Raw genomic sequence first — 25,870 nt, forward strand, 5'->3', positions numbered from 1 at the left:
AAACATTTGTTACCCTAGAAGATGACCAAAAAGTTATCTCACTGGTAACGGTTGAATAGATTCGATGTTGAACATTCCGCAACTTCTCGCACAAGAACTTTCCGTCGCACCTTCGCAAGTGCAAAATGCACTGGATCTCCTCGCCGAAGGTGCAACAATTCCCTTCATTGCACGCTACCGCAAAGAACGCACTGGCGCACTTGATGAAATACAACTTCGCAACATTTCCGATCGCTCTACTTATCTGACAGAATTAGAAGAACGGAAGGCGAGTATTTTAGATGCGATCGCTTCCCAAGGTAAACTAACTGATGAATTAAAAGCAAAAATCGAATCTACTTTACAAAAAAATGAATTAGAAGACCTTTATCTTCCTTATAAACCGAAGCGGCGAACTCGCGCCACAATTGCTAGAGAAAAAGGTTTAGAACCTTTAGCAGAATTTATTAAATCTCTGAACGATCGCAACGCCAAACCCACACCTTTAGAAGCAGAAGCAGCAAAATATATTTCCGAAGAAAAGGGAGTAAAAACTGCTGAAGATGCGCTCAAAGGTGCTTCAGATATTTTAGCAGAAGAAGTGGCTGAAAAAGCAGAATTGCGTGCTTACTTGCGCGAATACTTTTTAGAAGAAGGTGTCTTTGTTTCGCGGATTAAAGAAGAACATCCCGAAGGAAGCACCAAATTTGAAATGTATCGCAATTACCAAATTCCCGTAAGAAATATTGCGCCTCACAATATGTTGGCATTGTTGCGGGGTGAAAGCGAGGGAATTTTAGATTTAGACTTAGCTTTTGACGACTCTGTTGTTCTGTCTTACCTGGAATCTCAAAACATTAAAACTAAGATTCCCCAGGTAAAACAATTTTACCAAGAAATGCTCAAAGATGCCTTCAATCGGTTAATGAAAACTTCTTTAATTACCGAAGTTCGTACCGAAAAGAAAGGTTATGCTGATTTAGAATCAATTAAAACCTTTGAAAGTAATTTGCGGGAGTTGTTGTTATCTTCTCCTGCGGGAATGAAACCAACTTTGGCGATCGATCCCGGATTTCGCACAGGTTGTAAAGTTGCTGTTCTCTCGGAAACCGGGAAATTTTTAGAATATCAAGCAATTTTTCCTCATCAAAGCGCAGCACAACGCACCCAAGCAGCTAACACTTTGAAAAGTTTAATTCAAAAATATAACATTGAATTAATTGCGATCGGAAACGGTACAGCTTCCCGCGAAACAGATGAATTTGTTACCGAAGTTTTAAAAGATAGCGATCGCAAACCAATCAAAGTTATAGTAAACGAATCAGGCGCATCAATTTATTCCGCTTCCGATGTCGCCATTTCAGAATTTCCCGATCTTGATGTTACCGTAAGAGGAGCAATTAGCATCGGTCGGCGTTTACAAGATCCTTTAGCGGAACTAGTAAAAATCGACCCCAAATCGATCGGTGTCGGACAATATCAACACGATGTAGACCAAAAATTGCTCAAGAAAAAGTTAGATGAAACCGTCGAAAGTTGCGTTAACTACGTTGGCGTAGATTTGAATACAGCATCGAAAGAATTACTAACTTTTGTATCTGGAATGACACCAACAGTCGCCAAGAATGTTGTTAGTTACCGGAACGAAAATGGCGCATTCAAAAATCGTCGCCAACTCTTAAAAGTACCCAAATTAGGGCCAAAAGCCTTTGAACAAGCAGCAGGTTTCTTAAGAATTCGGGGTGGTGATAATCCCTTAGATAATACTGCGGTGCATCCAGAGAGTTACGGAGTCGTAGAAGCGATCGCCAAAGACCTCAAAGTTCCTCTCAATAATATTACCCAAATTGCCGAAAAACTTAAAACAACTGACCTAAAAAAATATGCCACCGATACAGTAGGATTACCGACATTACGAGACATTTTCTCCGAATTAGAAAAACCCGGAAGAGATCCTCGTGCGGAATTTAAATATGCTACCTTTAAAGAAGGAATCAAAGAAATTTCCGACTTAAAAGTTGGGATGGAATTAGAAGGAATTATCACCAATGTTGCTAACTTTGGCGCATTTGTAGATATTGGCGTGCATCAAGACGGTTTAGTACATATTTCTCAACTTGCCGATCGCTTTGTCAAAGATCCTAAAGAAATAGTCAAAGTCGGACAAGTTGTGAAAGTACAAGTTATGGAAGTAAATGAAAAATTGAAGCGAATTAGCTTATCAATGAAAGCCGTTAATCAAGCCAGTGCTGGCAGAAAATAAGGAGAATATATGGCGAAAATTTTAGTTACGGGAGCAGCAGGATTTGTTGGTTTTTTTGTTGCCCAAAAATTGCTGGATAGAGGAGATGAAGTAATCGGGTTAGACAACCTCAATGATTACTATGATGTAAATCTTAAATATGACAGATTAGCACAATTAGAAGGCAGACCAAACTTTACTTTTTATAAGTTAGATTTAGCCGATCGCGAAGGCATGGAAAACCTATTTGCCGAACATCAATTCGATCGGGTAGCACATTTAGCTGCTCAAGCAGGCGTTCGCTATTCCTTAAAAAATCCCCATGCTTATGTAAATAGTAACTTAGTCGGATTTATCAACATTTTAGAAGGTTGTCGCTATCAAAATCTCCAACATTTAGTATTTGCTTCCAGCAGTTCTGTCTATGGTGCAAATACCAAAATGCCATTCTCCGTCCACGATAACGTAGACCATCCATTGAGCCTTTATGCTGCTACAAAAAAAGCTAATGAATTAATGGCTCATACTTACAGCCATTTGTATAATTTACCCACAACTGGACTAAGATTCTTCACCGTTTATGGCCCTTGGGGTCGTCCAGATATGGCATTATTTGCCTTCACCAAAGCGATTTTATCAGGCAAGCCAATTGATGTATTTAACTATGGGAAAATGCGGCGAGATTTTACATACGTTGATGATATTGCCGAAGGGGTAGTTCGCACCTTAGATAAAATCCCCCAACCCAACCCCGAATGGTCAGGAGAACACCCAGATCCCAGCACAAGTAAAGCGCCTTACAAACTTTATAATATAGGCAACAATCAACCTGTAGAATTAATTAAGTTCATCGAAGTTTTAGAAGATTGTTTGGGAATGAAAGCCGAAAAAAATATGTTACCTTTACAACCAGGAGATGTGTTAGCAACCTACGCAGACGTAGACGACTTAGCTAAAGATGTAGGCTTTAAACCCAGCACACCGATCGAAGTAGGAATTGATAACTTTGTAAAATGGTATCGCTCTTACTACAAAGTTTAAACTCCCATTCGTAGGGTGCGTTAGTGACAACGTAACGCACCATCCTACTGAACTTTTTGGAGAATTTCAGATGCTCGATAACCTGTATAATTCCGATTATGATGCCTGGGTAGCAGAACAAATCCAACACTTAAAGTTTAAAGCTTTAGAAAAGCTGGATATTGACCATTTGATTTCCGAATTAGAAGGAATGGGAAAAAGTGACCGTCGTTCGCTAGAAAGCAACTTACGTATTTTACTAGCACATCTTTTGAAATGGAAATATCAACCAGAAAAGCGATCGGGAAGTTGGCGAGGTACAATTAAAGAACATCGTCGTCGTTGCCTAAAAATTTTATTCGACAGTCCCAGTCTAAAAAATCATTTAAGTACTGTTTTAAATGAGTGTTATACAGATGCCAAAGATTTAGCCGCAACAGAAACAGAATTACCAGGAGAAACATTCCCCAATGATTGTCCATTTTCAATTGATGAAATTTTAAATCCTGAATTCCTCCCGGAAAATTAGCAAATGAATTCAATCCCAAAAACCACAACCAGTTTATATAAAACCGATTTTGTAGCTTGGACTGAAGAGACAGCAAAATTAATTAATGCCAGAGAATTTTCTCAGGTAGATTGGCAAGCAGTAGTGGAGGAAATTGAAAGTTTGGGAAAGTCCGATCGCCGCGAACTAAAAAGCCGTTTAGAGGTATTATTACAGCACTTACTCAAATGGCAATATCAATCTAATTTACAAAGTAGCTCTTGGCAAAATACAATTTATGAACAACGAAACCGTATCTTAGACTTATTAACAGATAGTCCCAGTCTTCAGCCATATTTAACCGAAGTTTTACCTGAGTCTTATCATCGAGGGAAAAAAGCAGCGAGTAACGAAACTAAACTACCAATAAACACCTTTCCTGCTGATTGTCCCTATTCTATTGGTGAAATACTTGACTCAGAATTTTTACCAGAAGCTATTTAAAACTCTTCCTCTAACTCAATACTTGGTTCGCCGGGGAAAAAGCGATCGCTCAAAATATCTTCCCACACATAACCGCAAACAGAAGGAAAAGTTTTGTAAGGCAAATTAGTTTCCATCACCGCTAAATCTTTGCCATTTTCATAAACTTCCGGTAAAATTTCTAGCAAGTAAGGTTTCAAACTAGAATTATCTCGCATTAACCTTAAAATATCACGCCTTTGAACTCGAATTGTTGCCAACCAACTCCGACTACGCCGTTCCCTTTGATATTCCCACTTTAATAAATGACCAATCAAAATACTCAAACTATTTCGTAGTTCTTGACGTTGTTGTTTTCCCAAAGATTCTACTTCCTCAATTAAATTTGCTAAATCTAACTTTTGCCACTCTTGCTGGCGCAGTAACTCAGCTTGTTCTTGTGTCCAAGCATAAAAATCTATTTCGTAAAGATTAGACATAATTTTCTTACCAATTCATTAAATAGTGCAATAATATCATCATAATTATATAGACTAAATTAACTGCTATTTCTCTAAACCATAGTAACAGTTAAGAAAAACTTCTTACTCCCATAAACTGTTGTTAATTTAAATCATGTATTCCCTGTTCCCCTCATACCCTACTTAAACGCCGAACAGGTTAAGAAATTTACTTGCTAATTTGGTAGGTCATTCAAAGTACAATTAAAGTCGAATATGCCTTAATTATTGTGGGAGTCTTACGATGCCAGCAGCGGTCGGTATGGTTGAAGTCAAGGGTCTTCCTCCAGCTTTAGCAGTGGCAGATGCGATGGTGAAAGCCGCCCGTGTGACACTTGTCGGTATGGAGAAAGTCAGCAGTGCCCGCTATACACTCATTGTCCGAGGAGATGTAGCCGAGGTTACAACCTCTGTGGAAGCAGGGGTAAGAGCAGTAGCCTCAGTCAATACAGAAGAAGAGTTATTACTTTCTTATCACGTAATTCCTCGCCCTGATGCTAATGTCGAGACTGTTCTACCAATTCATAACAGTCGGGAAGTTGAAGTTTATCTTCGGGCTTGACAAACTTAGTTTTTAATTGTTAGTTGTTAGCCTTTAGTCGAATCTCCAAAAAACCTTGTAGAGACGTTATATCTAACGTCTCTACAAGGTTTTCAGGTAATGCACTCTTGATGGTAATTTACGTTAACCTAAAGTAAAGAGACTGTAGTAACAGCTAAACTATGATTGCCAATACCATTACCGATAATCCACTTTTAATTGGCAAAGGACTACCTCCCTTTGATGCCATTAAGCCAGAACAAGTAGAACCTGCATTTGCCGAATTACTACCTAAACTAGAAGCAGAACTCGCTCAATTAGAAGCTAATGTTCAGCCCACTTGGAGTGGCTTAGTCGAACCTTTAGACCGTTTAAACGATCCCCTAAGATGGAGTTGGGGAGTAGTTGGTCATTTGATGGGAGTAAAAAACAGCCCCGAACTGCGCCAAGCTTACGAAAACGTCCAACCAAAAGTCGTACAATTTTGGAACAAACTCAGCCAAAGTAAACCCATCTACGAAGCATTTAAAGCTTTGCGCCAAAGCGAAGATTGGGATAAATTACAACCAGCACAAAAGCGAATTGTAGAATCAGCAATTAAAGATGCCGAACTTTCTGGTGTAGGTTTAGAAGGAGAAGAAAAAGAGCGTTTTAACGCCATTGAATTAGAATTAGCTGAACTGGGAACTAAATTTTCTAACCATGTTTTAGATGCCACCAAAGCTTTTAGTTTAACCCTCACAACTAAAGAAGAAATTGATGGTTTACCTCCCAGTTTACTCAGTTTAGCTGCTCAAGCTGCCCGTGCTGCGGGAGAGGAAAACGCCACCCCAGAAAATGGCCCTTGGCGCATTACTTTAGATTTTCCCAGCTATGTTCCCTTCATGCAACATAGCACCAGACGCGACTTACGAGAACAACTTTATCGGGCTTTTATTAGTCGTGCTTCCAGTGGCGAACTAAACAATTACCCATTAATTGAACGCATTTTAGAACTACGAAAAGAACAAGCTGGCATCCTTGGCTTTAACAGTTACGCTGAGTTAAGTTTAGCCAAAAAAATGGCTCCCAATGTCGATGCAGTAGAAGCATTATTGGAAGAATTACGTTTAGCTAGTTACGATGCTGCTGTTAAAGATTTGGCAGAATTAAAAGCTTTTGCTGCCTCGAAAAATGCCCCTGAAGCTAACGACTTTAAACACTGGGATATTAGTTTTTGGTCAGAACGGCAACGGGAAGAAAAATATGCGTTCAATGCTGAAGAATTGCGTCCTTATTTCCCATTACCACAAGTATTAGATGGGTTGTTTACTTTAGCAAAACGGCTATTCGGTGTTACTATTACTGCCGCCGATGGTACTGCCCCGGTTTGGCAGGAAGATGTGCGTTATTTCCAAGTAGCTGATGAGACAGGAAAACCCATAGCTTACTTTTATTTAGACCCCTACAGTCGCCCCGCAGAAAAACGCGGTGGTGCCTGGATGGATGAATGTATTGTGCGGGCAAAAATCATGGAAGCTGGCACAGAAACTACTCGTTTACCTGTGGCTTATTTAGTTTGCAATCAAACTCCGCCTGTAGATGGTAAACCTAGTTTAATGACTTTTATGGAAGTGGAAACTTTATTCCATGAATTTGGTCACGGTTTACAACATTTGCTCACCAAAGTAGATTATCCGGGAGCAGCTGGTATTAATAATATTGAATGGGATGCGGTAGAATTGCCGAGTCAATTTATGGAGAATTGGTGTTACGATCGCAACACCCTATTCAACATGGCAAAGCATTACGAAACAGGCGAACCTTTGCCCGAACATTATTACCAAAAACTCTTAGCCGCACGCAACTACATGAGTGGTAGCGCCACATTGCGCCAGATACACTTTAGCCTTCTGGATATCGAATTGCACGATCGCTATCAACCCGGAGGCACCGAAAAAGTTACCGATGTCCGAAACCGCCTCGCCAAAACCACCACAGTCATCCCACCCTTACCCGAAGACGCATTTTTGTGCGCCTTTAATCACATCTTTGGTGGTGGTTACGCCGCTGGATACTACAGCTACAAATGGGCAGAAGTCCTCAGCGCCGATGCCTTCTCCGCCTTTGAAGAAGCAGGTTTAGAAAATGAACCTGCCATCGCTGAAACAGGCAAACTTTTCCGCGAAACAGTCCTAGCATTAGGCGGAAACCAACACCCAATGGAAGTTTTTAAAGCCTTCCGAGGTAGAGAACCAAATACCGAAGCATTGCTTAGACACAGTGGGTTGAAAAGCTAAAAAGGCAGAAGGGAGAAGTTAAAGAAGGAGAAGGGTAAGCATCTTTCCTTTACCCCTTACCCTTTTCCCCTTCCCCCTCCATCATCCCAGTTCCCAAAACCAGGGTTTTCGAGCTAACATACCGAGACTAGTATCAAATCATTATGTTACGAGAAGAAGCAAGCTGGCTGGCAAACATTATTTATTCTATAGCGCCTGATCATGTATTTCCGCTGTTGAATATTGGGAGTGAAAACCAAGATTTCCGAGAGAAAGAACAACCTTGGATAGATGATTTATTGTTCAAGCCAGCCAGAAAAAAGGGATATTCTGTAATTCATACTGACATAAAAAATGATGTAGGAATTGATCTAGTAGGAGATTTATACAATCCTCTATTTTTAGAAGAAATTTCGCAAATGAATATTAAGTCTGTGTTGTGTTCTAATCTACTTGAACATATAACCAACAAAGAGGAAATCTGTAAAATTATTAGCTCTATTATCCCAGATGGAGGTTATCTATTTGTGACAGTTCCCTATCAGTATCCCTACCATCGAGATCCAATAGATACAATGTTTCGACCCAATATTGAAGAATTGAGTAATCTTTTTCCCGATCTAAAATTTATTCAGGGTAAAATTGTCGAGGGAGGAACTTTGGTTAAATCAACTTCCATCACACCAATACTATATTTACTTGCGATGATAATTCGACTAATCTTACCTATCTATCAACCGCTCAGGTGGGTAGATTCGCTGCAATATAGTTTATGGCTTTTCCGAGATATTTCTGTGACTTGTGTTGTCTTACAAAAAAGACCATAAATGTATTATGAACTACTCGGCTGTGCCTCTTTAGCTGGAAAAAGATCAGGAAAATCTGATGATACCTAAAATTACTCAATCATCATTGTACGATCGCGATTTCGCCCTGTTGCAAGATCTGAGTTAACCTGGAAAAAAGCTAAAAACTCTCTCCCTAACTCAAAACTCAGTAGGGACAATTCATGAATTGCCCCTACTCAAAATTTTCCCCAGTTCCGTAGGACAGGCATCCTGCCTGTCATTCCCAGTCCCCTCTAATCAATTTATCGAAGTTGGTTTTGGACTAGCCGCAGGTTCCTCAGTTTGTTGGCTAGCAGGTTCCGCAGTCGGAGTCGCCGATTCAGCCGCTGGAGTCGCCGCAGGTTTACTCTGGGAAGCAGCAGGTTTCTGGGTTGGCGAAGAAGTATTAGTCCGCGCTGGTTGCTGATAGAAACCCACCACCCTTTGCACGTAAGCCGCATTCACCCCACTGGTACAACCGTTGTCTTTACCAGTCATCCACCAACAAGCAGCACCACGTACAGCAGCAGTTTCATTACCAGTCGCACTATACACCCTGTTAAACTCCCGTCGAGCAATACAGGCTACAGTATCCCTAGCAGCTTTAGCATCAGCCTCAAATTCAGCAGGAGTCAGTTGCCTTCCCAAACAGCGTTTAGTCCAGTCAGGAATAATAGCTGGCAAAACTTGCCAATCACTGTACATCCCATCATTGGCGCGGTTTGGAGGCGCTGCCTTTCGCAAAGCTTCCACCATCGCGTTTACCTGGGCATCAGAAACTTGTCTTGTTGGTCTAGTTTGTTGGGCTATCGCTGAACTATTTCCCAACCAAATACCAGCTAAGATGCTTGTGAGTAGTAGATTTTTGCCCTTCTTGATTAACTTGGTATTCATAGCAGATACTCAGTAATCACTCCAAAAACACTCCGACTGTCCTGAAAGAAGATTTACCATTATCAGAGGAGGGTGCGTCTGTCCAAAGTATGATTTGTTGTCTTAATCCAGATTGCTATAAGCCAGAAAACCCTGATGGGACTGAGTTTTGCCAAAGTTGTGGAGCAAAACTTGCGCCCCTGCGTAACCGTTACCGTGTAATTCAGCTACTCGGTGCCGGAGGTTTTGGCAGAACTTTCCTCGCTGAAGATCTAGATAAACTCAATGAGCGATGTGTTGTCAAGCAGTTTTTACCCCAAGCGCAGGGTAGTTGGGCAATTAAAAAAGCTACCGAACTATTTCAGCAAGAAGCAAGGCGACTGCAATTATTAGGAGAACATACCCAAATTCCTACGCTTTTCGCCTATTTTGAAGAAGATAAACTTTTATATTTAGTGCAACAGTTTGTCGATGGAGATAACTTGTTGCAGGAGTTAGGTAAACAAGGCGCTTTTAGCGAGCAAAAAATCCGGGAATTGTTAATTGATATATTACCAGTACTGCAATTCGTGCATCAACAAAAGGTTGTTCACCGCGATATCAAACCCGATAATATCATTCGTCGTCGCAGCGATCGCAAATTAGTGTTAATTGATTTTGGCATAGCCAAACATTTAACGGCAACTGCCATGAATCAACCAGGTACTCACATCGGCACTCTCGGCTATGCCCCCGTCGAACAAATGCAAGATGGCACAGCATATCCAGTCAGTGATTTGTATAGTTTAGGTGTGACTTGTTTCAGGTTATTAACTAAAACTAGTCCCCATAATTTATTTGTCAATAGCGGTTATGAATGGGTAAAAAATTGGCAGCAATATTTACCCCAACCAATCCATGAGAATTTAAGTTATGTGCTAAATAAGCTGTTGCAAAAAGATATGCAACAGCGTTATCAATCAGCAGATGAAGTTTGGCAAGATTTGCATTCTACAAGTTTACCAACAACCATCTATCAAAATCTCACTCAAATTACTCAGCCATCATCATCAATCATAGAGAATCCTGCTGCTAAACCGAGAATTAATCGCCAAACTAAGACTTTAATTGCTGGGTTAGGAACTGCTTTGTTACTGTTCGCAGGTGGTGGTTATTGGTATTGGCAGAAGTCTACTAATCCCCGCACTTTAGGAGGGCATTCCGGGGAAGTAAATACTGTAGTTGTCAGTCGAGACGGTAAAACAATTGCTAGCGGTAGCGATGATAAAACTGTTAAGTTGTGGCAACTAAATGAAGGTAAAGAAATTCGTACCCTCAATGGTCATTCTGATTGGGTTTATTCAGTCGCTATTAGTCCTGATGAGGAAACTATAGTTAGTGGTAGTAAGGATAATACTGTTAAGGTTTGGAATTTAAAAACTGGAAAACAATTACTAAATTTAACAGGTCATAAGAGTTCGATTAATTCTGTAGCTGTTAGTGCTGATAATCAAAATATTGCTTCTGGTAGTTATGACAACACTATCAAAATTTGGAACCGGAAAACAGGACAGTTACTTCGTACTTTAACAGGTCATTCTGCTCCTGTACTTTCTGTTGCCTTTAGCCCTAATAATCGCACTCTTGTTAGCGGTAGTGTAGATAAAACTGTGAAAGTTTGGGATTGGCAAACAGGTAAGGAATTACGCAGTTTAACCGGGCATTCAGGTGATATTAATTCTATTGCTTTGAGTCGTGATGGTCAACTAGTGGCTAGCGGTAGTGATGATAAAACTATTAAATTATGGAATGTCAATACCGGACGTGAATTACGCACTTTTTCAGGAGGACATACAGCTGATATTAATGCTATTGCTTTTAGCCCTAATGGTAAAATTTTAGCTAGTGGAAGTGATGATAAAACTATTAAATTATGGAATGTGATGACTGGAGAGCAAGTAGCTAATTTTCAGGGACATACTGCGCCTGTTTATGCTGTTGCTTTTAGCCCTAATGGTAAATTATTAATAAGCGGTAGTGGGGATAAAACTATGAAAATTTGGCAAGTTCCATAAAAGGCACAAGAATACTGGAGAAACTACCATGAACGAAGCGAAGATTTTACTCAGTGATAGTTGGCAAGATGCACTAATCGAATCACTAAAAAATTCTGAAGAAACTGCTGCTTACCTAAGTGCAGCTTTAGTCTCGGAAGACAGCGATCGTCAATTAATTAGGGCAGTTATACAAGATGTAATTAATGCCAAGTTAAGAATAAATAATCTTTCGCCAGCAGCTACACAATATTACGAAAAGCTTGAGAAAATGCTTTCTGAAAATGGAGGTCAAGAAATTTATACTTTAGTATGTCTATTAAATAATCTGGGATTTTCTGTGAAAATACAAGTTAAAGAGACTAATTAATAAAACTTCTGGTTAACATTTCTGATATCTCATTCCTGGCAACTGAGTTACTAATCCCATTAATTCTAATTGCAACAAGGCACTAGAAACAACACTCGCTGCTAAACCGCTTTGTTGCACGATTAAATCAAAGGATAAAGGTTCTGTGGTAAGAGTTTGGAAAACCTGTTTTAAATCTGGTTCTAATTCAGGAGTTGGTGGTTGAATTGGTGTTGGCGATCGCTCAATTTGAGGTTGATTAAATAAGGGTAAGGATGAAAAATCTGCTTTGTCTGCTACAGGTTTTGCTCCTAACATGGTTAAAAGTTGATCGAATTCAACTGGAATTGCGTTAGCTCCTTTGTTTAATAATTTTAAGCAACCATGAGAATTATAATCCTCTAATCGAGCCGTTAATACATAAATATCTCGTTGTAAATCCTTAGTATAATCCGCAGTAATTAAAGCTCCTGATTTGTTAGGTGCTTCCATCACTAATACTGCTCGACTTAAACCTGCAATGATGCGATTTCGGGGCGGAAAATTGGTGCGATTTGGTTGAGTTCCGGCGATATATTCACTTAAGACTAAACCGTTTTCTAATATGCGATCGTACAACCTACGATTACTAGGCGGATAAACTACATCTACACCAGTTCCTAACACTGCTAAAGTCCTTCCACCTACTTCTAAACAAGCATCATGTGCTTCGGTATCAATACCTTCTGCCATGCCGGAAACTATAGTAAATCCTTGTTTAGCTAATGCAGCACTAATTTTTCTAGTCCAACGTTTGCCATATTCGGAAAGGGAACGAGTACCGACAATACCAATAGTAGGAGTGATACCTTGATTTTCGGAAAGTTGGGGTTTTCCTCGATAATAAAGTACTGGTGGTGGGTTAGGTATTTCTAACAATAAACGGGGATATTCGGGGTCAGCTGGTGTCCAAAAATTCGGGTTTTTTTCTAAGTGCTGTTTGAGGAGTTTTTCGGGGTCAATTTTTGCCCTTTTTTCCACCACTGCTTGTACTGTTTTATTTCCAAATCCCTCCACTTCTCTAAGTTGATTTGGACTTGCTTCCCAAGCTGCTGACAAGGAAATAAAATGGTTTTGCAGCCGTTTGAGCAAAATTGGCCCAACTCCTGAAATTTGCGCCCAAGCTAACCAAAATACCCGTTCTTCCACTACTTAAAATCAATTACTCGCTTCTGATTTGATTATCGCATTATTTTCACGGATTCAGGACTTACGCAACTGGCAGATTCAAAAAGGTACGTTGTTGCGCTTCAGCGCTAAAGAAAGGCGAGTCGAGCGCAACAACGTACTAGACTATTAATAAACATTAAAGAAAAATTTCCAGTTTCCTCAAGCTTTGGCTTTCCGCTGGTTTTTCAAGTATTCAAAAACACTTTTATCACCAATATCTTGGGGAATTTCTTGTAATATTTTTCGCCCTGCGAATACGACAAACAAAACTGCCCAAATCGCTACTAAAACTTGTTCAATGTCTGTAGGAATCAAACTAAAGAGATGTCCTACTAATAACAATGGTACTATTGGTGTTAGGACTTTGGTTTCTAAACGGTTGAAACAAAAGGCTTCTTTGAAATAAATTCCTGTTAATGCGGCAAAGAGAAATCCTACTCCTAGAATTGTGAATGGATGCTCGTAGATATACAAGGCTAGGGGTTGTTTGCTTTGAATAGCTAATACAATTGAACTGAAAACTCCGATTCCCCAAAAAATTTGCAATGCGCGATGCAATTCTGCCATATAAATATGAATTGTATATAAACTTACTCCCAATGCTAAACAGAATGTTGCATACAAAAGAGTAACTGCATTGAGGGTAATTGGATTATCAATTTGGGTGATAACTAACCAAGTGGCAGTGGCAAAACTTAAAGCTGCTATGATTAAGCTGGCGCGATAGATGATTACGCCTGTGCGATCGCTCTGAGTAATTGTAAACTCCCCAAATTGTCCCTGATAAACTTTTGGTTCAGATGAATCTAGTACTTGAGTCATTTTTTTACTGCCTTATACTAACTTTTTGTTGTCTTCAACACGATGCAAAAAATCGTTCAAAACTTGTAAAAATCGCTCTTTTTCCTCCAGATGAGGCATATGTGAACTGTTTTCAAAAAGTACCCACTCTGATCCTGAAATACCTTTGTTAACTGTTTCGACACAAGCGGGGGTAACTTCATCATAGCGACCTGAAAGCAATAGCGTAGGTGCAACAATTTCCGTCAGGCGGTTTTCAATATTCCAGTCGATAATCTTGCCAACACCGCGAAACTCTGTGCCAACTTTGCTATAGGCTCTAGTTAAGCAGCTAGGCCAAGGATCTAATCGACAAAGAAAGGTATGATTGAACAATTCCATTGCCTGTTTGTATTCAGGAGATTGGGTTGTATCTTCAGCTTCGTGCTTGCGGATAATCTGTTGTACTTCCTCTGGTAAATCATTCATCAAGCGATATGCTTCAGTGACGAATTGTTGAACGTTAGCAGGTGTACTTGCCAAGATTAGACTAACTAACCCAGCGGCTTGAGAAAGAGCGTGTTCCAGTGCCAAACAACCACCCCATGATTGCCCAAAAAGATGAATGTTTTCTAAATTTAGGGCTTGGCGAACGGCGACAAGTTCTTCTTTAAATAGATCAATAGAATAAAGATTGGGATCGTTGGGGCGATCGCTATTCCCACAACCTAATTGATCGTAAAATATAACACGCCGTCCAGTTGCAGCGATCTCTTCTAGTGGTTCTAAGTAGTCGTGTGGTACTCCCGGCCCTCCATGAAGACATAGCAGCGGTAATTTGCCAAATTCTTCCTGTTCTGGTTTGATTATCCGATACCAAACTTGGCGATCGCACAATGAGATAAAGCCTTCAATAGCAGATGTTGCTGTCATAAAGTCAAGTTTTTTCAATCAAAAGTAACTATACCTCAGATAAATGACTCTTTCTACCACTTATTTCTTAACATTCAAAATTTCTGCTATGATTTATTAACTGTGTAATACCTTTACCTGATCTCCATAATTTAATTGTAACTTTGACTGAGCATTACCATTATTAACGGCAATTTCTACCCATCCATGACTACCAACTAAAGCGATTAAACTTCCAATTGGAACGTCGCTGTAAGTTCGTTTACCTGGGATGTTTACTTCGGCAATTTTTACAGTCCAAGTTTTGTCGATTACTAGATTACCGGGAATGTTGGTGATTAGGTTGCCGAAGCGATCGATATACTGAATACAACCCTCTAAAATTCCATCTTTTTCTCGGCATTCAGCTATTGGCAATTTTACCAAACTTTCAGGATTAATTACTGTTCCCAATTCCTCTAAACAAACACCGCTAGCCAAATGTGCGCCCACTGCGGCAAAAATATCTCGACCATGAAAAGTTGTGCTAGGCGATGCAGTGCGCCAGTACCGATAATTAGTTAATTCAACTGCTGAAATAGCTGGATTTTGACTAAGAATACCATTAAATAAACCGTTATCCGGCCCTACTAAAAAACCGCCAGCAAACTCTATTGCTACTCCGCGTCTGTTACTTCCCACCCCTGGATCTACCACAGCAATATGTACAGTTTCTTTGGGAAAATAAGGAACAGCATTCATCAAACAAAATCTCGCAGCAGCAACATTTTGGGGAGGAATTTCATGAGTTAAATCGATTACTTTTAATGTTGGGTTAATTTGGGCAATTACACCTTTCATCACTCCAACATAAACATCACTTAACCCAAAATCAGTTAAAAGAGTCACAATCCTTTGTTCATTCATTAACTTAGCTTATTTGTTGGTGCAAATAGTTCACCTGAAACTCATATTGCACAGTCTGTTTTAATTAACATCCTACAATTGGGTGAAAAGCTGCTTTGTAAGAAATTAGTTTCGCAGGAATCAGTAAATAAATTTCTGTAAATTAAGATACAGTTTGCCAAGTTTTAGTTATAATAAGGGTATAGAACATACAGCAGTTAAGTAAAAGAAAGAGTCCAAAATGAACAGAAAACGTGAAGATCTACAAAGAGTCGCTGATGTCCACCGCGCCAACATCCAAAGAAGACTCGAACACCGTCTGGAAGTTGCCAGAGCTAAGGGAGACGACAATCTAGTACAGATGTTGGAAGCAGAAATGCGCCAAATGTAGTTAAATTAAAGAGGGTAGGTTATGCCTACCAAAATATTTCTTTTGCAAAAGACCCCGTTACCTTCATTTAAAACGGGGTCTTTTGACGTTGGATTTTAGATTTTAGGTTCAATTAATCGGGAACGTACATTTTTACGTCTTCAGGCATACTCATTCGGTAATGTGCTTGCCTGTCACTATCATTATTTTCTAAATCTTTTTCTTGTAAAGAATAACCACAATCAGCACAGGTATAAGAATAGAGTGGTGGAGCATCAACGCGCCGTTTTAACAATTTTACTTTAATAATTCCACCACATTGAGGACATGGATTCATTTGGTATTCCTAAATATTTTTTAGCTTACGTCTTTATACTAGCTCAAGTTGTTAGTTACAAGTCTGGCTCTTTCTTAGCCCCCCTTTGATCCCCCCTCCGCCCCCCTTATTAAGGGGGGAACCAGCGGAAGCTTCGCTATTAACATCACGGGGGGTTGGGGGGATCTAAACCTAGTAATCACAGCCGAAGATCCCCCCTAACCCCCCTTACTAAAGGGGGGAACTCCGAAAGAATTAATAACTAGCAACTTGCGTTACTAGCTCAAGTTGTTAGTTACTAATTTTGGGTAAATTTTTTGTTTGTAGTTTGTAGGGTGCGTCAGACACTATAATTTTAGTAAATCACAATAATTATCTGATTCTGACGCACCCTACGGAATATAACTACCCACTTAAGCGGCAAAAATTTTGGATAAAAGTCACAATTAAGAAGGTGGAAATGAGTAGAGACGTAAAGTATGGTGACAACTTCCCCAACACTTGAGAATACAACAGCAGAAATGCTTGCGGGTGGGAATGAACCCGATCGCTTTGACTGGCAAGAAGCTTGGTATCCTGTATATTATGTGGCAGACTTGTCCAAGTCGCAACCTACACCTTTTACCTTGCTAGGAAGAGATATTGTCATTTGGTGGGATAAAAACGCTTCAAGCTGGAGAGTTTTTGATGATAAATGTCCCCATCGTTTGGCACGTCTTTCGGAAGGTAGAGTTTCTGAAGATGGTTTATTAGAATGTCCTTATCACGGTTGGGCGTTTGCGGGGAATGGCAATTGCGATCGCATTCCGCAGCAAGTTGCTGATGGTAAAGCCCAAAATTCTAAAAGGGCTTGTGTAGCTTCTTTACCAACAATTGAAAAGCAGGGAATGTTGTTTGTTTATCCAGGAAAACCGGAAAACGCAGCATTAACCAAAGTGCCAATTGTAGACGCAATAGAAGAAAATCCTGATGAATGGATTTGTATTAATACTTTTCGGGATTTGCCTTATGATGCTTTGACACTGTTAGAAAATGTGTTGGATGCGAGTCATGTTCCCTACACTCATCATCGCACGGTGGGAAATCGCAGTTATGCTAGCCCAGTGGAATTAGAAGTTACTGAGTCTGGTAAACATGGCTTTAAAGGTGTTTGGCAAGAAGGGCCAAGAAAGGGAACTTTGGGAAGGCAAGATACTACTTTTATTGCGCCGAATTTGATGTGGCATGACTTAACTTCTAAGCAGTTTGGCAGAACTTTAACGGTGGTTTATGCTACTCCAATTCGCAAAGGTAAATGTCGTTTATTTGCGATTTTCCCTTTCAAGTTTGCCTCGAAGTTGCCTGGTTTATTTATTAAGTTAACTCCGCGTTGGTATTCTCATTTGGGACAAAATCGAGTTCTGGAAGATGACCAGATTTTCTTGCATCATCAAGAACGTTATTTGGAACAAGCGGGGAGTGAGAATTTTACTAAGGCGTTTTATCTGCCAACAAAAGCAGATAGTTTTGTGTTTGAGTTGCGGCAATGGGTGAATCAATATAGTGTCGATCCATTTCCTAATACTAGTTTGCCTCCGGCTTTGTCTCGTGAAGAGTTGTTAGATAGGTATCACTCTCACACAACTAAATGTAATAGTTGTCGCACTGCTTTGGCGAACATTCAAAAAGTTAGGTTGTGGTTGGGTGTTGGTGTGGCATTTGCTTGGACGATCGCACCAATTACCGCAGTTTTACTGAATCAAAATGCTGTTTTACCCACAGCTTTGTTAACTGGATTAAGCCTAAGTTTAGGTGCAGTTTGGTTGTATCTTGGTAAGTTGGAAAAACGATTTTACCAAGGTGAGAATATCCCCCCACGTAATATGGTAGAAAAAGCTAAGAAGTAGTTCGTTGTAGCGACTTCAGTCGTATACTTTTAAATAAACCGACTGAAGTCGTTACAACGAACCAAGAAAAAGTTAGGAAAGTGGGGAAAATGGCTGTACGTCAAAGTTTATCAACTCCTGAAATTCAACTTTCTTATTTGGAATGGAACTCAGGGAAAGAACCTGTATTATTGTTGCATGGGTTGGCGGATCATGCTTTGGTTTGGTCAATTTTGGGAGATGATTTAGCTGATGAATATCATGTAGTTGCGCCGGATATGCGGGGACATGGGGAGAGTAGTAAACCGGAAAAGGATTATAGTTTTGGGAGTGCGATCGCAGATTTAGAAGCATTAATGGATCATTTAGGATGGCAAAATGCCCATATTTTAGGACATTCTTGGACTGGTAAATTAGCCGCTATTTGGGCAAGAAAAAATCCCGCCAGATTTCGCAGTATGATTTTAGTCGATCCGATTTTTATTTGGAAATTTCCCAGCGTAGTTAAGTTAACTTTTCCATTTTTATATCAAGTTTTACCTTTTTTAAAAGGTATGGGCCCATTTGCAACTTATGAACAAGCTGTTGCACAGGCAAAGTTATTGAATCAATATCAAGGTTGGACTCCTTTACAACAGCAAATTTTTCAAGAAAGTCTGATTCAAAAAGCTGATGGAAGTTGGGTTAGTAAATTTACAGTGGCGGCAAGGGATGGTATTTTTGATGAAGTAATGTTGGAACCTGGGTTTGTTAGTGCGATCGACATTCCCACTTTGTTTATCCAGCCTGAAAAAGGTGTAAATCGCTTGGATTGGCAATTACAACCTTACAAAAAGTATCTGAAAAATTTGCAAGTTAGCCAAGTTCCGGGAAATCATTGGGCGTTTTTAGTCGAACCAGAAAAGTTTAATCAAACTATTAGAAGTTTTTTAATAAAATTGTGTCATGATACAAAACGCACATAAAGATAACAGCTGAAAAATTATGGATGTTGATGAACTGCTGAGACGATATGCAGCAGCCGAAAGAGATTTTGCTGAAGTTGATTTAGCCGGAGTTGATTTGCGGGAAGCTAACTTGGTGGATGCTAATCTTCACAGTGCTAACCTTAGTCATAGTGACTTGCGCGAAGCTAGATTAGGGCACTCAAATCTAGTTCAAGCTAACCTCAGTCAAGCAAATTTAAGTGAAATAATTCTCTGGGGTGCTAATTTAAGTGAAGCCAATCTTTCTTTAGCACAATTGCGAGAAGCAGATTTAAGTGGTGCAATATTAATTAAAGCGAACTTAGAACAAACAAATTTTGCCAAAGCTTATTTGTGTGGTTGTAATTTAAGTAGTGCAAATTTAGCGAAAGCAATTTTGTTTGAAGCCGATCTTCGCCCTACTTCACATCAACAAACTGATTTAAAAGGTGCAAATTTGAGTCAAGCAGACTTTAGTTATGCTCACTTAAATGGAGTACAATTAAGTCAAGCTAAATTGGATAATGCTAAACTTTGTCGCGCTAATTTAGCAGTTTGGAAAAAGGAGCAAGTTTACCAAACAGATCTCAGTGAAGCTAGTTTGCAAGGTGCAGATTTAAGTTATGCTGATTTGACAGGAGCAAATTTACAAAAAGCTAATTTATTAGGCGCAGATTTAACCAGAACTATCTTAACTGATGCTAATTTAACAGGCGCAATTATGCCAGATGGTTCTGTTCATGATTGATGCTTTTCATGTAATTAGTCATTAGTCAATAGTCATTAGTTATTTGTCATTTTATTTAACATTTTCCCCTTGACTAATGACTAATTTCCATACTCACCGACTTAGGCTATCAACAAAAAATATTACAAATTATTAAACGTTGTATAACTAAATGGCGATTTAAAGTTAAATATAAATTCACCTTGTCGCTTTTCCTCCTTGGTCTAAAGACACAAGGTTTCCAAGCTCCCGGAGGTTTTTAGATGAGATTCTCTTTGCAAGATGTAAGTTTTGACTTCGATCTAATTAAAAAATACGACAATCCTACACCTCGATACACTAGCTATCCACCTGCAACTGAGTTAAGCAAAAATTTTACCGAGTTAGATTATCGCCAAGCAATAGAAGCTTCTAACTCTCGTTTTACGCCTTTATCGCTATATTTTCATTTACCTTTTTGCCAAAGTGCTTGTTATTTCTGCGGTTGCAATGTAGTGGTTTCTAATAACAAGAGAATTGCCGATAAATATCTGGAATACTTGTTTAAAGAAATCGAATTTACCTCGAATTTAATTGACTCTAACCGGAAGGTTTTACAATTGCATTGGGGTGGCGGTACGCCGAATTATTTATCTTTAGAACAAGTGGATTTACTGTGGGAAAAAATCAATCGCCATTTTGAGTTTGACTCTAATGCAGAGGTTTCGATCGAAATTAATCCCAGATATGTAGACAGAAATTATATTTTCTTCTTAAAGTCGTTAGGATTTAACCGAATTAGTTTTGGGATTCAAGATTTTAATCCCGAAGTGCAAGAAGCAGTGAATCGGGTACAACCAGAAGAAATGCTTTTTGAAGCGATGGGATGGATTAAAGATGCGGGTTTTGAAAGCGTGAATGTTGACTTGATTTATGGTTTACCTTTCCAAAGTTTGTCTAGCTTTAAGGAAACAATTAAAAAGACAGTACAATTAGATCCCGATCGCATAGCAGTATTTAATTTTGCTTATGTTCCCTGGATGAAACCTGTACAGAAAAACATCCCGGAAGCTGCGTTACCAAAACCGCAGGAAAAGCTAGAAATTTGGCAAATGACGATTCAAGAAATTACCAATAATGGTTATGTTTTTATTGGAATGGATCACTTTGCTAAACCGAATGATGAATTAGCGATCGCACAACAACAAAAATCCTTAAAGCGCAACTTCCAAGGTTATACAACTAAACCAGAAATCGATCTTTTTGGGTTTGGTGCAACTTCTATTAGTATGTTGGAAGATACCTTGGCGCAAAATCAGAAAACTTTGAAAGAATATTACCAAGCAATTGATGCTGGTTGTTTACCAGTAAGTCAAGGTTTTAAACTTAGTCGTGCAGATATTTTGCGCCGTGATGTGATTATGCAAATCATGTCTAACTTCCAGTTGGATAAATCAACAATCGAAGCCAAATATAATATTGACTTTGATACCTATTTTGCGCCGGAATTAGAAGCATTAAAACCTTTGCAAAAAGATGGTTTATTGGAATTGTCTGCTAATCGGATTGAAGTTACATCGATGGGAAGGTTGTTGGTGCGAAATATTGCGATCGTCTTTGATACTCACACTAAACCAAGAACCGAAAACCTACTTTCTAGGGCGATTTAATCAAAATTTGCTACAGATGCTTGATCCCCCCTAACCCCCCTTACCAAGGGGGGGACAAGACATCGGTTTTAAGTCCCCCTTATTAAGGGGGATTTAGGGGGATCTCAGATATTTGTGCTCAAGTAATTTACGGGGGGACAAGAGTGAGTTTTAAGTCCCCCTTATTAAGGGGGATTTAGGGGGATCTCAGATATTTGTGCTCAAGTAATTTACGGGGGGACAAGAGTGAGTTTTAAGTCCCCCTTATTAAGGGGGATTTAGGGGGATCTCCGTGCGATCGCAACACCACCCACAATGGTAAAATATTGGGTCGAGACTTTTGCAGGAAATGAGTCATGGCTTATCTTTGGTTTAAAACATTTCACATAATAGGAATTGTGGTTTGGTTTGCTGGGTTGTTTTATATAGTGCGGTTGTTTGTTTACCATGCAGAAGCAGAGGAAAAACCGGAACCTGCAAAAACAATTCTCAAGCAACAATATGAAATCATGGAGAAACGCCTTTACAAAATTATTACCACGCCGGGAATGGTAGTAACAGCAGCAATGGCGATCGCAATTATCTTCACAGAACCCGAAGTTTTAAAAAGTCCTTGGCTACATTTTAAATTGCTTTTAGTCGCCGTTTTAATCGGTTATCATTTTTACTGCGGTCGAATTATGAAACAATTAGCCGCAGGAACATCTACTTGGAAAAGCGAACAGTTTCGGATATTAAATGAAGTTCCGACTGTGTTGTTATTGGCGATCGTTTTATTAGCGGTTTTCAAACAAAGTTTGCCAGTAAATTCAGCTATTGCTAGTCTTGTGGCGTTAACTTTGGTGATTGTGGCGATTTATAAAATTTATGCCAAGATTCGCCAACAAAATGAAAGTAAAATGGATTTAGCAACTAAGTCTGAGGTTTAAATTTTTGAACCACAGATGAACACAGATGAACACAGATAAACACAGATGAAGAAATAGCTTTTCTTCCTTCTTCCTTTTTCTTCCTTCGCGTTCTTTGCGTCCTTTGCGGTTCAAAAAAAATCTCTATTAAGTAGGTGCAAATAAATAAAGTGAAAATAGTTATCTATCAATGGGGCGGGCAAGATGCCCACCCCACAAGAAAGCTGAAAATCTTGTGGGGTGGGCATCCTGCCCGCCCTTGTTTTACTTTATTTAGATCTACCTACTTACCCAGCAGTAACTAACTGCAAATTAGAATTAGATAACTGTCCATCTTCCATGTGAACAATGCGATCGGCAATATCCAAAATCCGATTATCATGAGTCACCATTAGGATAGTACAACCCTGTTCCTTAGCCAACTTTTGCATCAAATTCACCACATCTCGACCCGACTTTTTATCTAAAGCAGCAGTCGGTTCATCAGCTAAAACAATTTTCGGATGACTGACTAAAGCCCGCGCAATTGCTACCCGTTGTTTTTGTCCCCCAGACAAATCCTCCGGGTAGTAATTAATCCGATTTCCCAAACCTACAACTTCTAACATTTCGGCGGATTTCGATCGCATTTCCCCCACAGAATATTGAGGATGCAATTCCAATCCCATTTGTACATTTTGTTGCGCCGTTAAACTCTTGTGTAAATTGTGTGCTTGGAAAATATAACCAATGCGACGACGCGCTTCCACTAACTCTTTTGCCGAAGCATTACACAACTCTTTATCTAACACTTTTAAACTACCATGACTGACAGAACGTAGCCCACCAATTAGAGTCAAAAGGGTAGTTTTTCCCGACCCAGAAGGGCCCGTTAAAATGATAACTTCTCCCGCTTGAATCTCTAAGTTAATGTCGAAAAGTACCTGTTTCCTCAGTTGACCTTGACCGAAGAAATGAGCGAGATTTTTAATATCAATAACTGGTGAGTCTAACATTTTTTAACCCCCTAATTAGAACATATCAGCAGGATCGGCAGCTTGTAGTTTTTGAGTAGCAATTACGCCAGAAATACCGCACATTACCATCGTTAAAATTAGCACTTGTAAAGCTCTAGCAATGGTCATATACATGGGTAAATTTGTAGCAATTCGCGTTAAGTGATACAATCCTATAGAAACAGTTACTCCCGGAACAAATCCCAGAACTGCTAATATTACTGCTTCTTCAAATACCACACTTAAAAAATAAGTATGACTATATCCCATTGCTTTGAAAGTGGCGTATTCTCCGATATGATCGTTCACATCTGTAGATAGAACTTGATAGACAATAATTACACCTACCAAAAATCCCATTGTTACACCTAAACTAAATACAAAACCAATGGCAGTATTTGTAGACCAATAATTCTTTTCAAATTCGATAAACTCTTGCTTCGTTAGTACTTTGACATCATTCGGCAAATAAGCTTTTAAAGATGTAGCAACTTGCTGAGGATTATAGCCTGGTTCTAAGTGAATTAAGCCAATACTAACGCTAGAAGCTGACTTTCTAGGAAACAACATCAAAAAGTTTTGATCGCTGGTCATTAAACTGCCATCAGCAGCAAAAGAAGCGCCTACTTTGTATAATCCATTGATGTGAATAGTGCGTCTTTCTAATTCAGTATTAACTGTTTGACCTTGGGAAACTTTGGCAATTGTTTCTTGATATGTTCCTCTCGATGCTTCATCGAATAACATCGTATCTGGCATTTTAATCTTATTTAAATTTTGCTGCAATTCTGGCAAATCGAAAGCAGGTTTATTGGGGTTAAAGCCTAAGACTAAAATGTTAGTTTCCTTTTGCGTTTCTGGGTTTTTCCAATTTGCGATATTTACATATAATGGATCGGCTGATTTGACTCCCTCTACACTCATTGCTTGATACAATCGTCTGCGGGGAAAAGTGGAAATATTAATCATGTTCCGACCTTGGGGATTGACTAATACTAAATCCGCATTTATGTTTTGATGCAATCTAGTATTACTCTCATATAAAGCTGATTGAAAACCTAACTGCATCATCATTAAAACATCGGCAAAAGCTACTCCTGAAATTGCAACTAATAAACGGCTTTTTTGTTTGGTTAATTGCAACCAACCTAGAGGTGTGCGGCGGCGAATTTGTTGGATAAAACCGATCATAATTGAATCCTATTTGTGTGTGATGGAGAGAGATTTTTTGAACCGCTACAGACGCAGAGGACACAGAGAGAAGAAGGAGTTTAATAGGATTGCTATAATTCAATCTCGACGTTTACTTGTAAATTAGTTAATCCAGCAACTTTTTGACTTGCTGCGTCATCTAGGCGAATTCTTACTTCTACAACTCGATTATCAATATTTGCTGAAGGGTCGGTGTTAATTACATTTTGCTTTTTGACTTGTAAGCCAATTTGCTCAACAGTTCCAGGCAATTCTTCAGTTAAAGAGTCGCTTTTTATTCGTGCTTTTTGCCCAAGTTTGACTTTGTTAATGTCGCTTTCGTAAACTTCGGCAACCGCGTACATTTTCTGGGTTTCTCCCAGTTCTACAATGCCTTCGTTACTAACTAATTCTCCAGCTTTTGTATGAACTTTCAATATTTGGGCATCACGGGGCGATCGCACATAAGCAGTCTCTAAATTTGCCTTCGCCCTTTTCACTGCTGCTTCCGCTTGACTCACTTCGGCTTTGGCAATTTGCACATCGACTGGGCGAACTTCAGCAATTTTTTCTAAAGTGGCTTTCGCCTCATTCTCTTGTTCTTGTTTCCCCGCAGTAATTTTAGTTAAATTAGCTTCTGCTTCCTTTAATTGTTGTGCTTTCGCTGAAGTAATTTTGGTTAAATTAGCTTCTGCTTCTTTTAGTTGCTCAAACTTCGACGCTTCTATCTTTTTTAAATTAGCTTGCGCTTCTCTGACTCTTTCTTGAGCAGCAGCTAATGTTAAACTTTTACTATCTTTAGCTGAAGCAGAAATTGCGCCATCTTTATATAACAATTCATAGCGTTTATACTCGGTTTGAGCATTGCTAAGTTCGGCTTCTAACCGCGCAATTGTCGCCTTTTGCGCTGCAATTTCGCTTTCTCTTTCGGCATTAATTCGGGCAATTGTGGCTTTTTGGGCGGCAATTTCGCTTTCTCTTTCAGCATTAATTCTGGCAATTGTCGCCTTTTGTGCAGTTATTTCATTCTCTCTTTCGACGTTAATTCGGGCAATTGTCGCTTTTTGCGCCTCAACTTCGCCTTTTTTCGCTCCTGCTAGCACTTTCTCTAAATTAGCCTGTGCTACTTTTACTTGCTCTTGCGCTTCCATTAAAGATGCAGCTAGGCGATCGCGACTATCCAAAATCGCAATCTCCTGTCCCGCCTTCACCCTATCCCCCTGTTTCACCAACAGTTGCTCAACCCGACTACCTTCCGCAGACGCAGGCGCAGAAATTGTCAAAACTTCCCCCTGCGGTTCCAAACGTCCCAAAGCCGTCACTACCTTGATTTGGGGAACTACCACCACTGGCGCTTGGGAAGTTTCCGACTCAGAAGACTGAAACCGCCAAATTGTGTAAGCACTAGTTCCACTAACTAACAAAGTGGCTGCTGTCGCCATCACCAAAGCATTTTTAGGGAGTAATTTTTCTAGCCAACCTAACCCAGATTTGGATTTACCCGAATCTACAAGCATTTGGCACCTC

At 39.5% G+C, this 25,870-nt stretch carries 25 protein-coding genes; 15 read left to right on the forward strand and 10 right to left on the reverse strand.

Annotated elements, in window-relative coordinates:
• Positions 1-64 precede the first annotated feature (64 nt).
• The 4 genes from ACE1CI_RS08940 to ACE1CI_RS08955 all read left to right on the forward strand — a co-directional run bounded on the left by ACE1CI_RS08940 (position 65) and on the right by ACE1CI_RS08955 (position 4,232).
• Positions 65-2,242, forward strand: coding sequence for a Tex family protein (locus ACE1CI_RS08940; protein ID WP_413268346.1), 2,178 nt, complete (start codon positions 65-67; stop codon positions 2,240-2,242).
• Between the two features lie 9 nt (positions 2,243-2,251).
• Positions 2,252-3,262, forward strand: a complete 1,011-nt coding sequence (locus ACE1CI_RS08945) for an NAD-dependent epimerase (protein WP_413268347.1) — start codon at positions 2,252-2,254, stop codon at positions 3,260-3,262.
• Positions 3,263-3,332: 70 nt separating this feature from the next.
• On the forward strand, positions 3,333-3,770 hold the full coding sequence (locus tag ACE1CI_RS08950; protein ID WP_413268348.1) for a DUF29 domain-containing protein: 438 nt from the start codon (positions 3,333-3,335) through the stop codon (positions 3,768-3,770).
• Between the two features lie 3 nt (positions 3,771-3,773).
• On the forward strand, positions 3,774-4,232 hold the full coding sequence (locus ACE1CI_RS08955; protein WP_413268349.1) for a DUF29 domain-containing protein: 459 nt from the start codon (positions 3,774-3,776) through the stop codon (positions 4,230-4,232).
• Here ACE1CI_RS08955 and ACE1CI_RS08960 read toward each other — a convergent pair.
• Complete coding sequence (locus tag ACE1CI_RS08960) at positions 4,229-4,690, reverse strand: DUF29 domain-containing protein (RefSeq protein ID WP_413268350.1); 462 nt, start codon at positions 4,688-4,690, stop codon at positions 4,229-4,231. The genes ACE1CI_RS08955 and ACE1CI_RS08960 overlap by 4 nt on opposite strands.
• 265 nt (positions 4,691-4,955) lie before the next feature.
• Between ACE1CI_RS08960 and ACE1CI_RS08965 the strand changes: the two genes are divergently transcribed.
• From ACE1CI_RS08965 to ACE1CI_RS08975, 3 genes are all read left to right on the forward strand, one after another.
• Positions 4,956-5,273 carry a carbon dioxide-concentrating mechanism protein CcmK gene (locus ACE1CI_RS08965; protein WP_413268351.1) on the forward strand — a complete coding sequence of 106 codons (318 nt, stop codon included), beginning with the start codon at positions 4,956-4,958 and terminating at the stop codon, positions 5,271-5,273.
• A 161-nt stretch (positions 5,274-5,434) separates the two neighbouring features.
• A complete protein-coding gene (locus ACE1CI_RS08970) occupies positions 5,435-7,531 on the forward strand; it encodes a M3 family metallopeptidase (RefSeq protein WP_496615350.1) in 2,097 nt (698 codons plus the stop codon).
• Between the two features lie 143 nt (positions 7,532-7,674).
• Positions 7,675-8,337: a class I SAM-dependent methyltransferase gene (locus ACE1CI_RS08975; RefSeq protein ID WP_413268353.1), complete on the forward strand. Its 663-nt coding sequence runs from the start codon at positions 7,675-7,677 to the stop codon at positions 8,335-8,337.
• A 258-nt stretch (positions 8,338-8,595) separates the two neighbouring features.
• On the opposite strand, the gene ACE1CI_RS08980 is transcribed toward ACE1CI_RS08975, so the two are convergent.
• Positions 8,596-9,231, reverse strand: coding sequence for a hypothetical protein (locus tag ACE1CI_RS08980; protein ID WP_413268354.1), 636 nt, complete (start codon positions 9,229-9,231; stop codon positions 8,596-8,598).
• Between the two features lie 89 nt (positions 9,232-9,320).
• Between ACE1CI_RS08980 and ACE1CI_RS08985 the strand changes: the two genes are divergently transcribed.
• Together ACE1CI_RS08985 and ACE1CI_RS08990 are read left to right on the forward strand one after the other, a co-directional pair.
• Positions 9,321-11,264 (forward strand): protein kinase domain-containing protein, encoded by a 1,944-nt coding sequence (locus tag ACE1CI_RS08985; protein WP_413268355.1) that lies wholly within the window; start codon positions 9,321-9,323, stop codon positions 11,262-11,264.
• 28 nt (positions 11,265-11,292) lie between these two features.
• Positions 11,293-11,613, forward strand: coding sequence for a helix-turn-helix domain-containing transcriptional regulator (locus ACE1CI_RS08990; protein WP_413268356.1), 321 nt, complete (start codon positions 11,293-11,295; stop codon positions 11,611-11,613).
• Positions 11,614-11,625: 12 nt separating this feature from the next.
• Here the strand turns inward: ACE1CI_RS08990 and dprA are convergent, their stop codons facing one another.
• The 4 genes from dprA to ACE1CI_RS09010 all read right to left on the reverse strand — a co-directional run bounded on the left by dprA (position 11,626) and on the right by ACE1CI_RS09010 (position 15,399).
• Positions 11,626-12,780 carry a DNA-processing protein DprA gene (gene dprA, locus ACE1CI_RS08995; protein WP_413268357.1) on the reverse strand — a complete coding sequence of 385 codons (1,155 nt, stop codon included), beginning with the start codon at positions 12,778-12,780 and terminating at the stop codon, positions 11,626-11,628.
• 180 nt (positions 12,781-12,960) lie between these two features.
• Positions 12,961-13,623, reverse strand: coding sequence for a DUF2301 domain-containing membrane protein (locus ACE1CI_RS09000; RefSeq protein WP_413268358.1), 663 nt, complete (start codon positions 13,621-13,623; stop codon positions 12,961-12,963).
• Positions 13,624-13,635: 12 nt separating this feature from the next.
• Entirely contained in the window at positions 13,636-14,514 is an 879-nt protein-coding gene (locus tag ACE1CI_RS09005) for a proline iminopeptidase-family hydrolase (protein WP_413268359.1), read from the reverse strand.
• Between the two features lie 96 nt (positions 14,515-14,610).
• A complete protein-coding gene (locus ACE1CI_RS09010; protein WP_413268360.1) occupies positions 14,611-15,399 on the reverse strand; it encodes an SAM hydrolase/SAM-dependent halogenase family protein in 789 nt (262 codons plus the stop codon).
• Between the two features lie 220 nt (positions 15,400-15,619).
• Here ACE1CI_RS09010 and pirA point away from each other — a divergent pair, with 220 nt between their 5' ends.
• Complete coding sequence (pirA, locus tag ACE1CI_RS09015; protein ID WP_413268361.1) at positions 15,620-15,769, forward strand: arginine synthesis PII-interacting regulator PirA; 150 nt, start codon at positions 15,620-15,622, stop codon at positions 15,767-15,769.
• 112 nt (positions 15,770-15,881) lie between these two features.
• Here the strand turns inward: pirA and ACE1CI_RS09020 are convergent, their stop codons facing one another.
• Positions 15,882-16,085: a hypothetical protein gene (locus tag ACE1CI_RS09020; protein WP_413268362.1), complete on the reverse strand. Its 204-nt coding sequence runs from the start codon at positions 16,083-16,085 to the stop codon at positions 15,882-15,884.
• Positions 16,086-16,543: 458 nt separating this feature from the next.
• Here ACE1CI_RS09020 and ACE1CI_RS09025 point away from each other — a divergent pair, with 458 nt between their 5' ends.
• The 5 genes from ACE1CI_RS09025 to hemJ all read left to right on the forward strand — a co-directional run bounded on the left by ACE1CI_RS09025 (position 16,544) and on the right by hemJ (position 22,178).
• Positions 16,544-17,950, forward strand: a complete 1,407-nt coding sequence (locus ACE1CI_RS09025; RefSeq protein ID WP_413268363.1) for an aromatic ring-hydroxylating dioxygenase subunit alpha — start codon at positions 16,544-16,546, stop codon at positions 17,948-17,950.
• Positions 17,951-18,039: 89 nt separating this feature from the next.
• The gene (locus tag ACE1CI_RS09030; protein WP_413268364.1) at positions 18,040-18,894 is read left to right on the forward strand and encodes an alpha/beta fold hydrolase; all 855 of its coding nucleotides are present in this window, start codon (positions 18,040-18,042) and stop codon (positions 18,892-18,894) included.
• 19 nt (positions 18,895-18,913) lie between these two features.
• Positions 18,914-19,642, forward strand: coding sequence for a heterocyst differentiation pentapeptide repeat protein HetL (gene hetL, locus ACE1CI_RS09035; protein ID WP_413268365.1), 729 nt, complete (start codon positions 18,914-18,916; stop codon positions 19,640-19,642).
• A 242-nt stretch (positions 19,643-19,884) separates the two neighbouring features.
• Positions 19,885-21,270 carry an oxygen-independent coproporphyrinogen III oxidase gene (hemN, locus tag ACE1CI_RS09040; RefSeq protein ID WP_413268366.1) on the forward strand — a complete coding sequence of 462 codons (1,386 nt, stop codon included), beginning with the start codon at positions 19,885-19,887 and terminating at the stop codon, positions 21,268-21,270.
• A gap of 335 nt (positions 21,271-21,605) precedes the next feature.
• The gene (gene hemJ, locus ACE1CI_RS09045) at positions 21,606-22,178 is read left to right on the forward strand and encodes a protoporphyrinogen oxidase HemJ (RefSeq protein WP_413268367.1); all 573 of its coding nucleotides are present in this window, start codon (positions 21,606-21,608) and stop codon (positions 22,176-22,178) included.
• A gap of 266 nt (positions 22,179-22,444) precedes the next feature.
• Here the strand turns inward: hemJ and ACE1CI_RS09050 are convergent, their stop codons facing one another.
• The 3 genes from ACE1CI_RS09050 to ACE1CI_RS09060 all read right to left on the reverse strand — a co-directional run bounded on the left by ACE1CI_RS09050 (position 22,445) and on the right by ACE1CI_RS09060 (position 25,860).
• On the reverse strand, positions 22,445-23,152 hold the full coding sequence (locus ACE1CI_RS09050) for a DevA family ABC transporter ATP-binding protein (RefSeq protein ID WP_413268368.1): 708 nt from the start codon (positions 23,150-23,152) through the stop codon (positions 22,445-22,447).
• A gap of 15 nt (positions 23,153-23,167) precedes the next feature.
• Entirely contained in the window at positions 23,168-24,343 is a 1,176-nt protein-coding gene (gene devC / locus ACE1CI_RS09055; protein ID WP_413268369.1) for an ABC transporter permease DevC, read from the reverse strand.
• Positions 24,344-24,435: 92 nt separating this feature from the next.
• Positions 24,436-25,860 carry an ABC exporter membrane fusion protein gene (locus tag ACE1CI_RS09060; protein ID WP_413268370.1) on the reverse strand — a complete coding sequence of 475 codons (1,425 nt, stop codon included), beginning with the start codon at positions 25,858-25,860 and terminating at the stop codon, positions 24,436-24,438.
• Positions 25,861-25,870: the final 10 nt, after the last annotated feature.

The sequence above is a fragment of the Floridaenema flaviceps BLCC-F50 genome, from assembly GCF_041929275.2.
Classification (GTDB): Bacteria; Cyanobacteriota; Cyanobacteriia; order Cyanobacteriales; family Aerosakkonemataceae; genus Floridanema; species Floridanema flaviceps.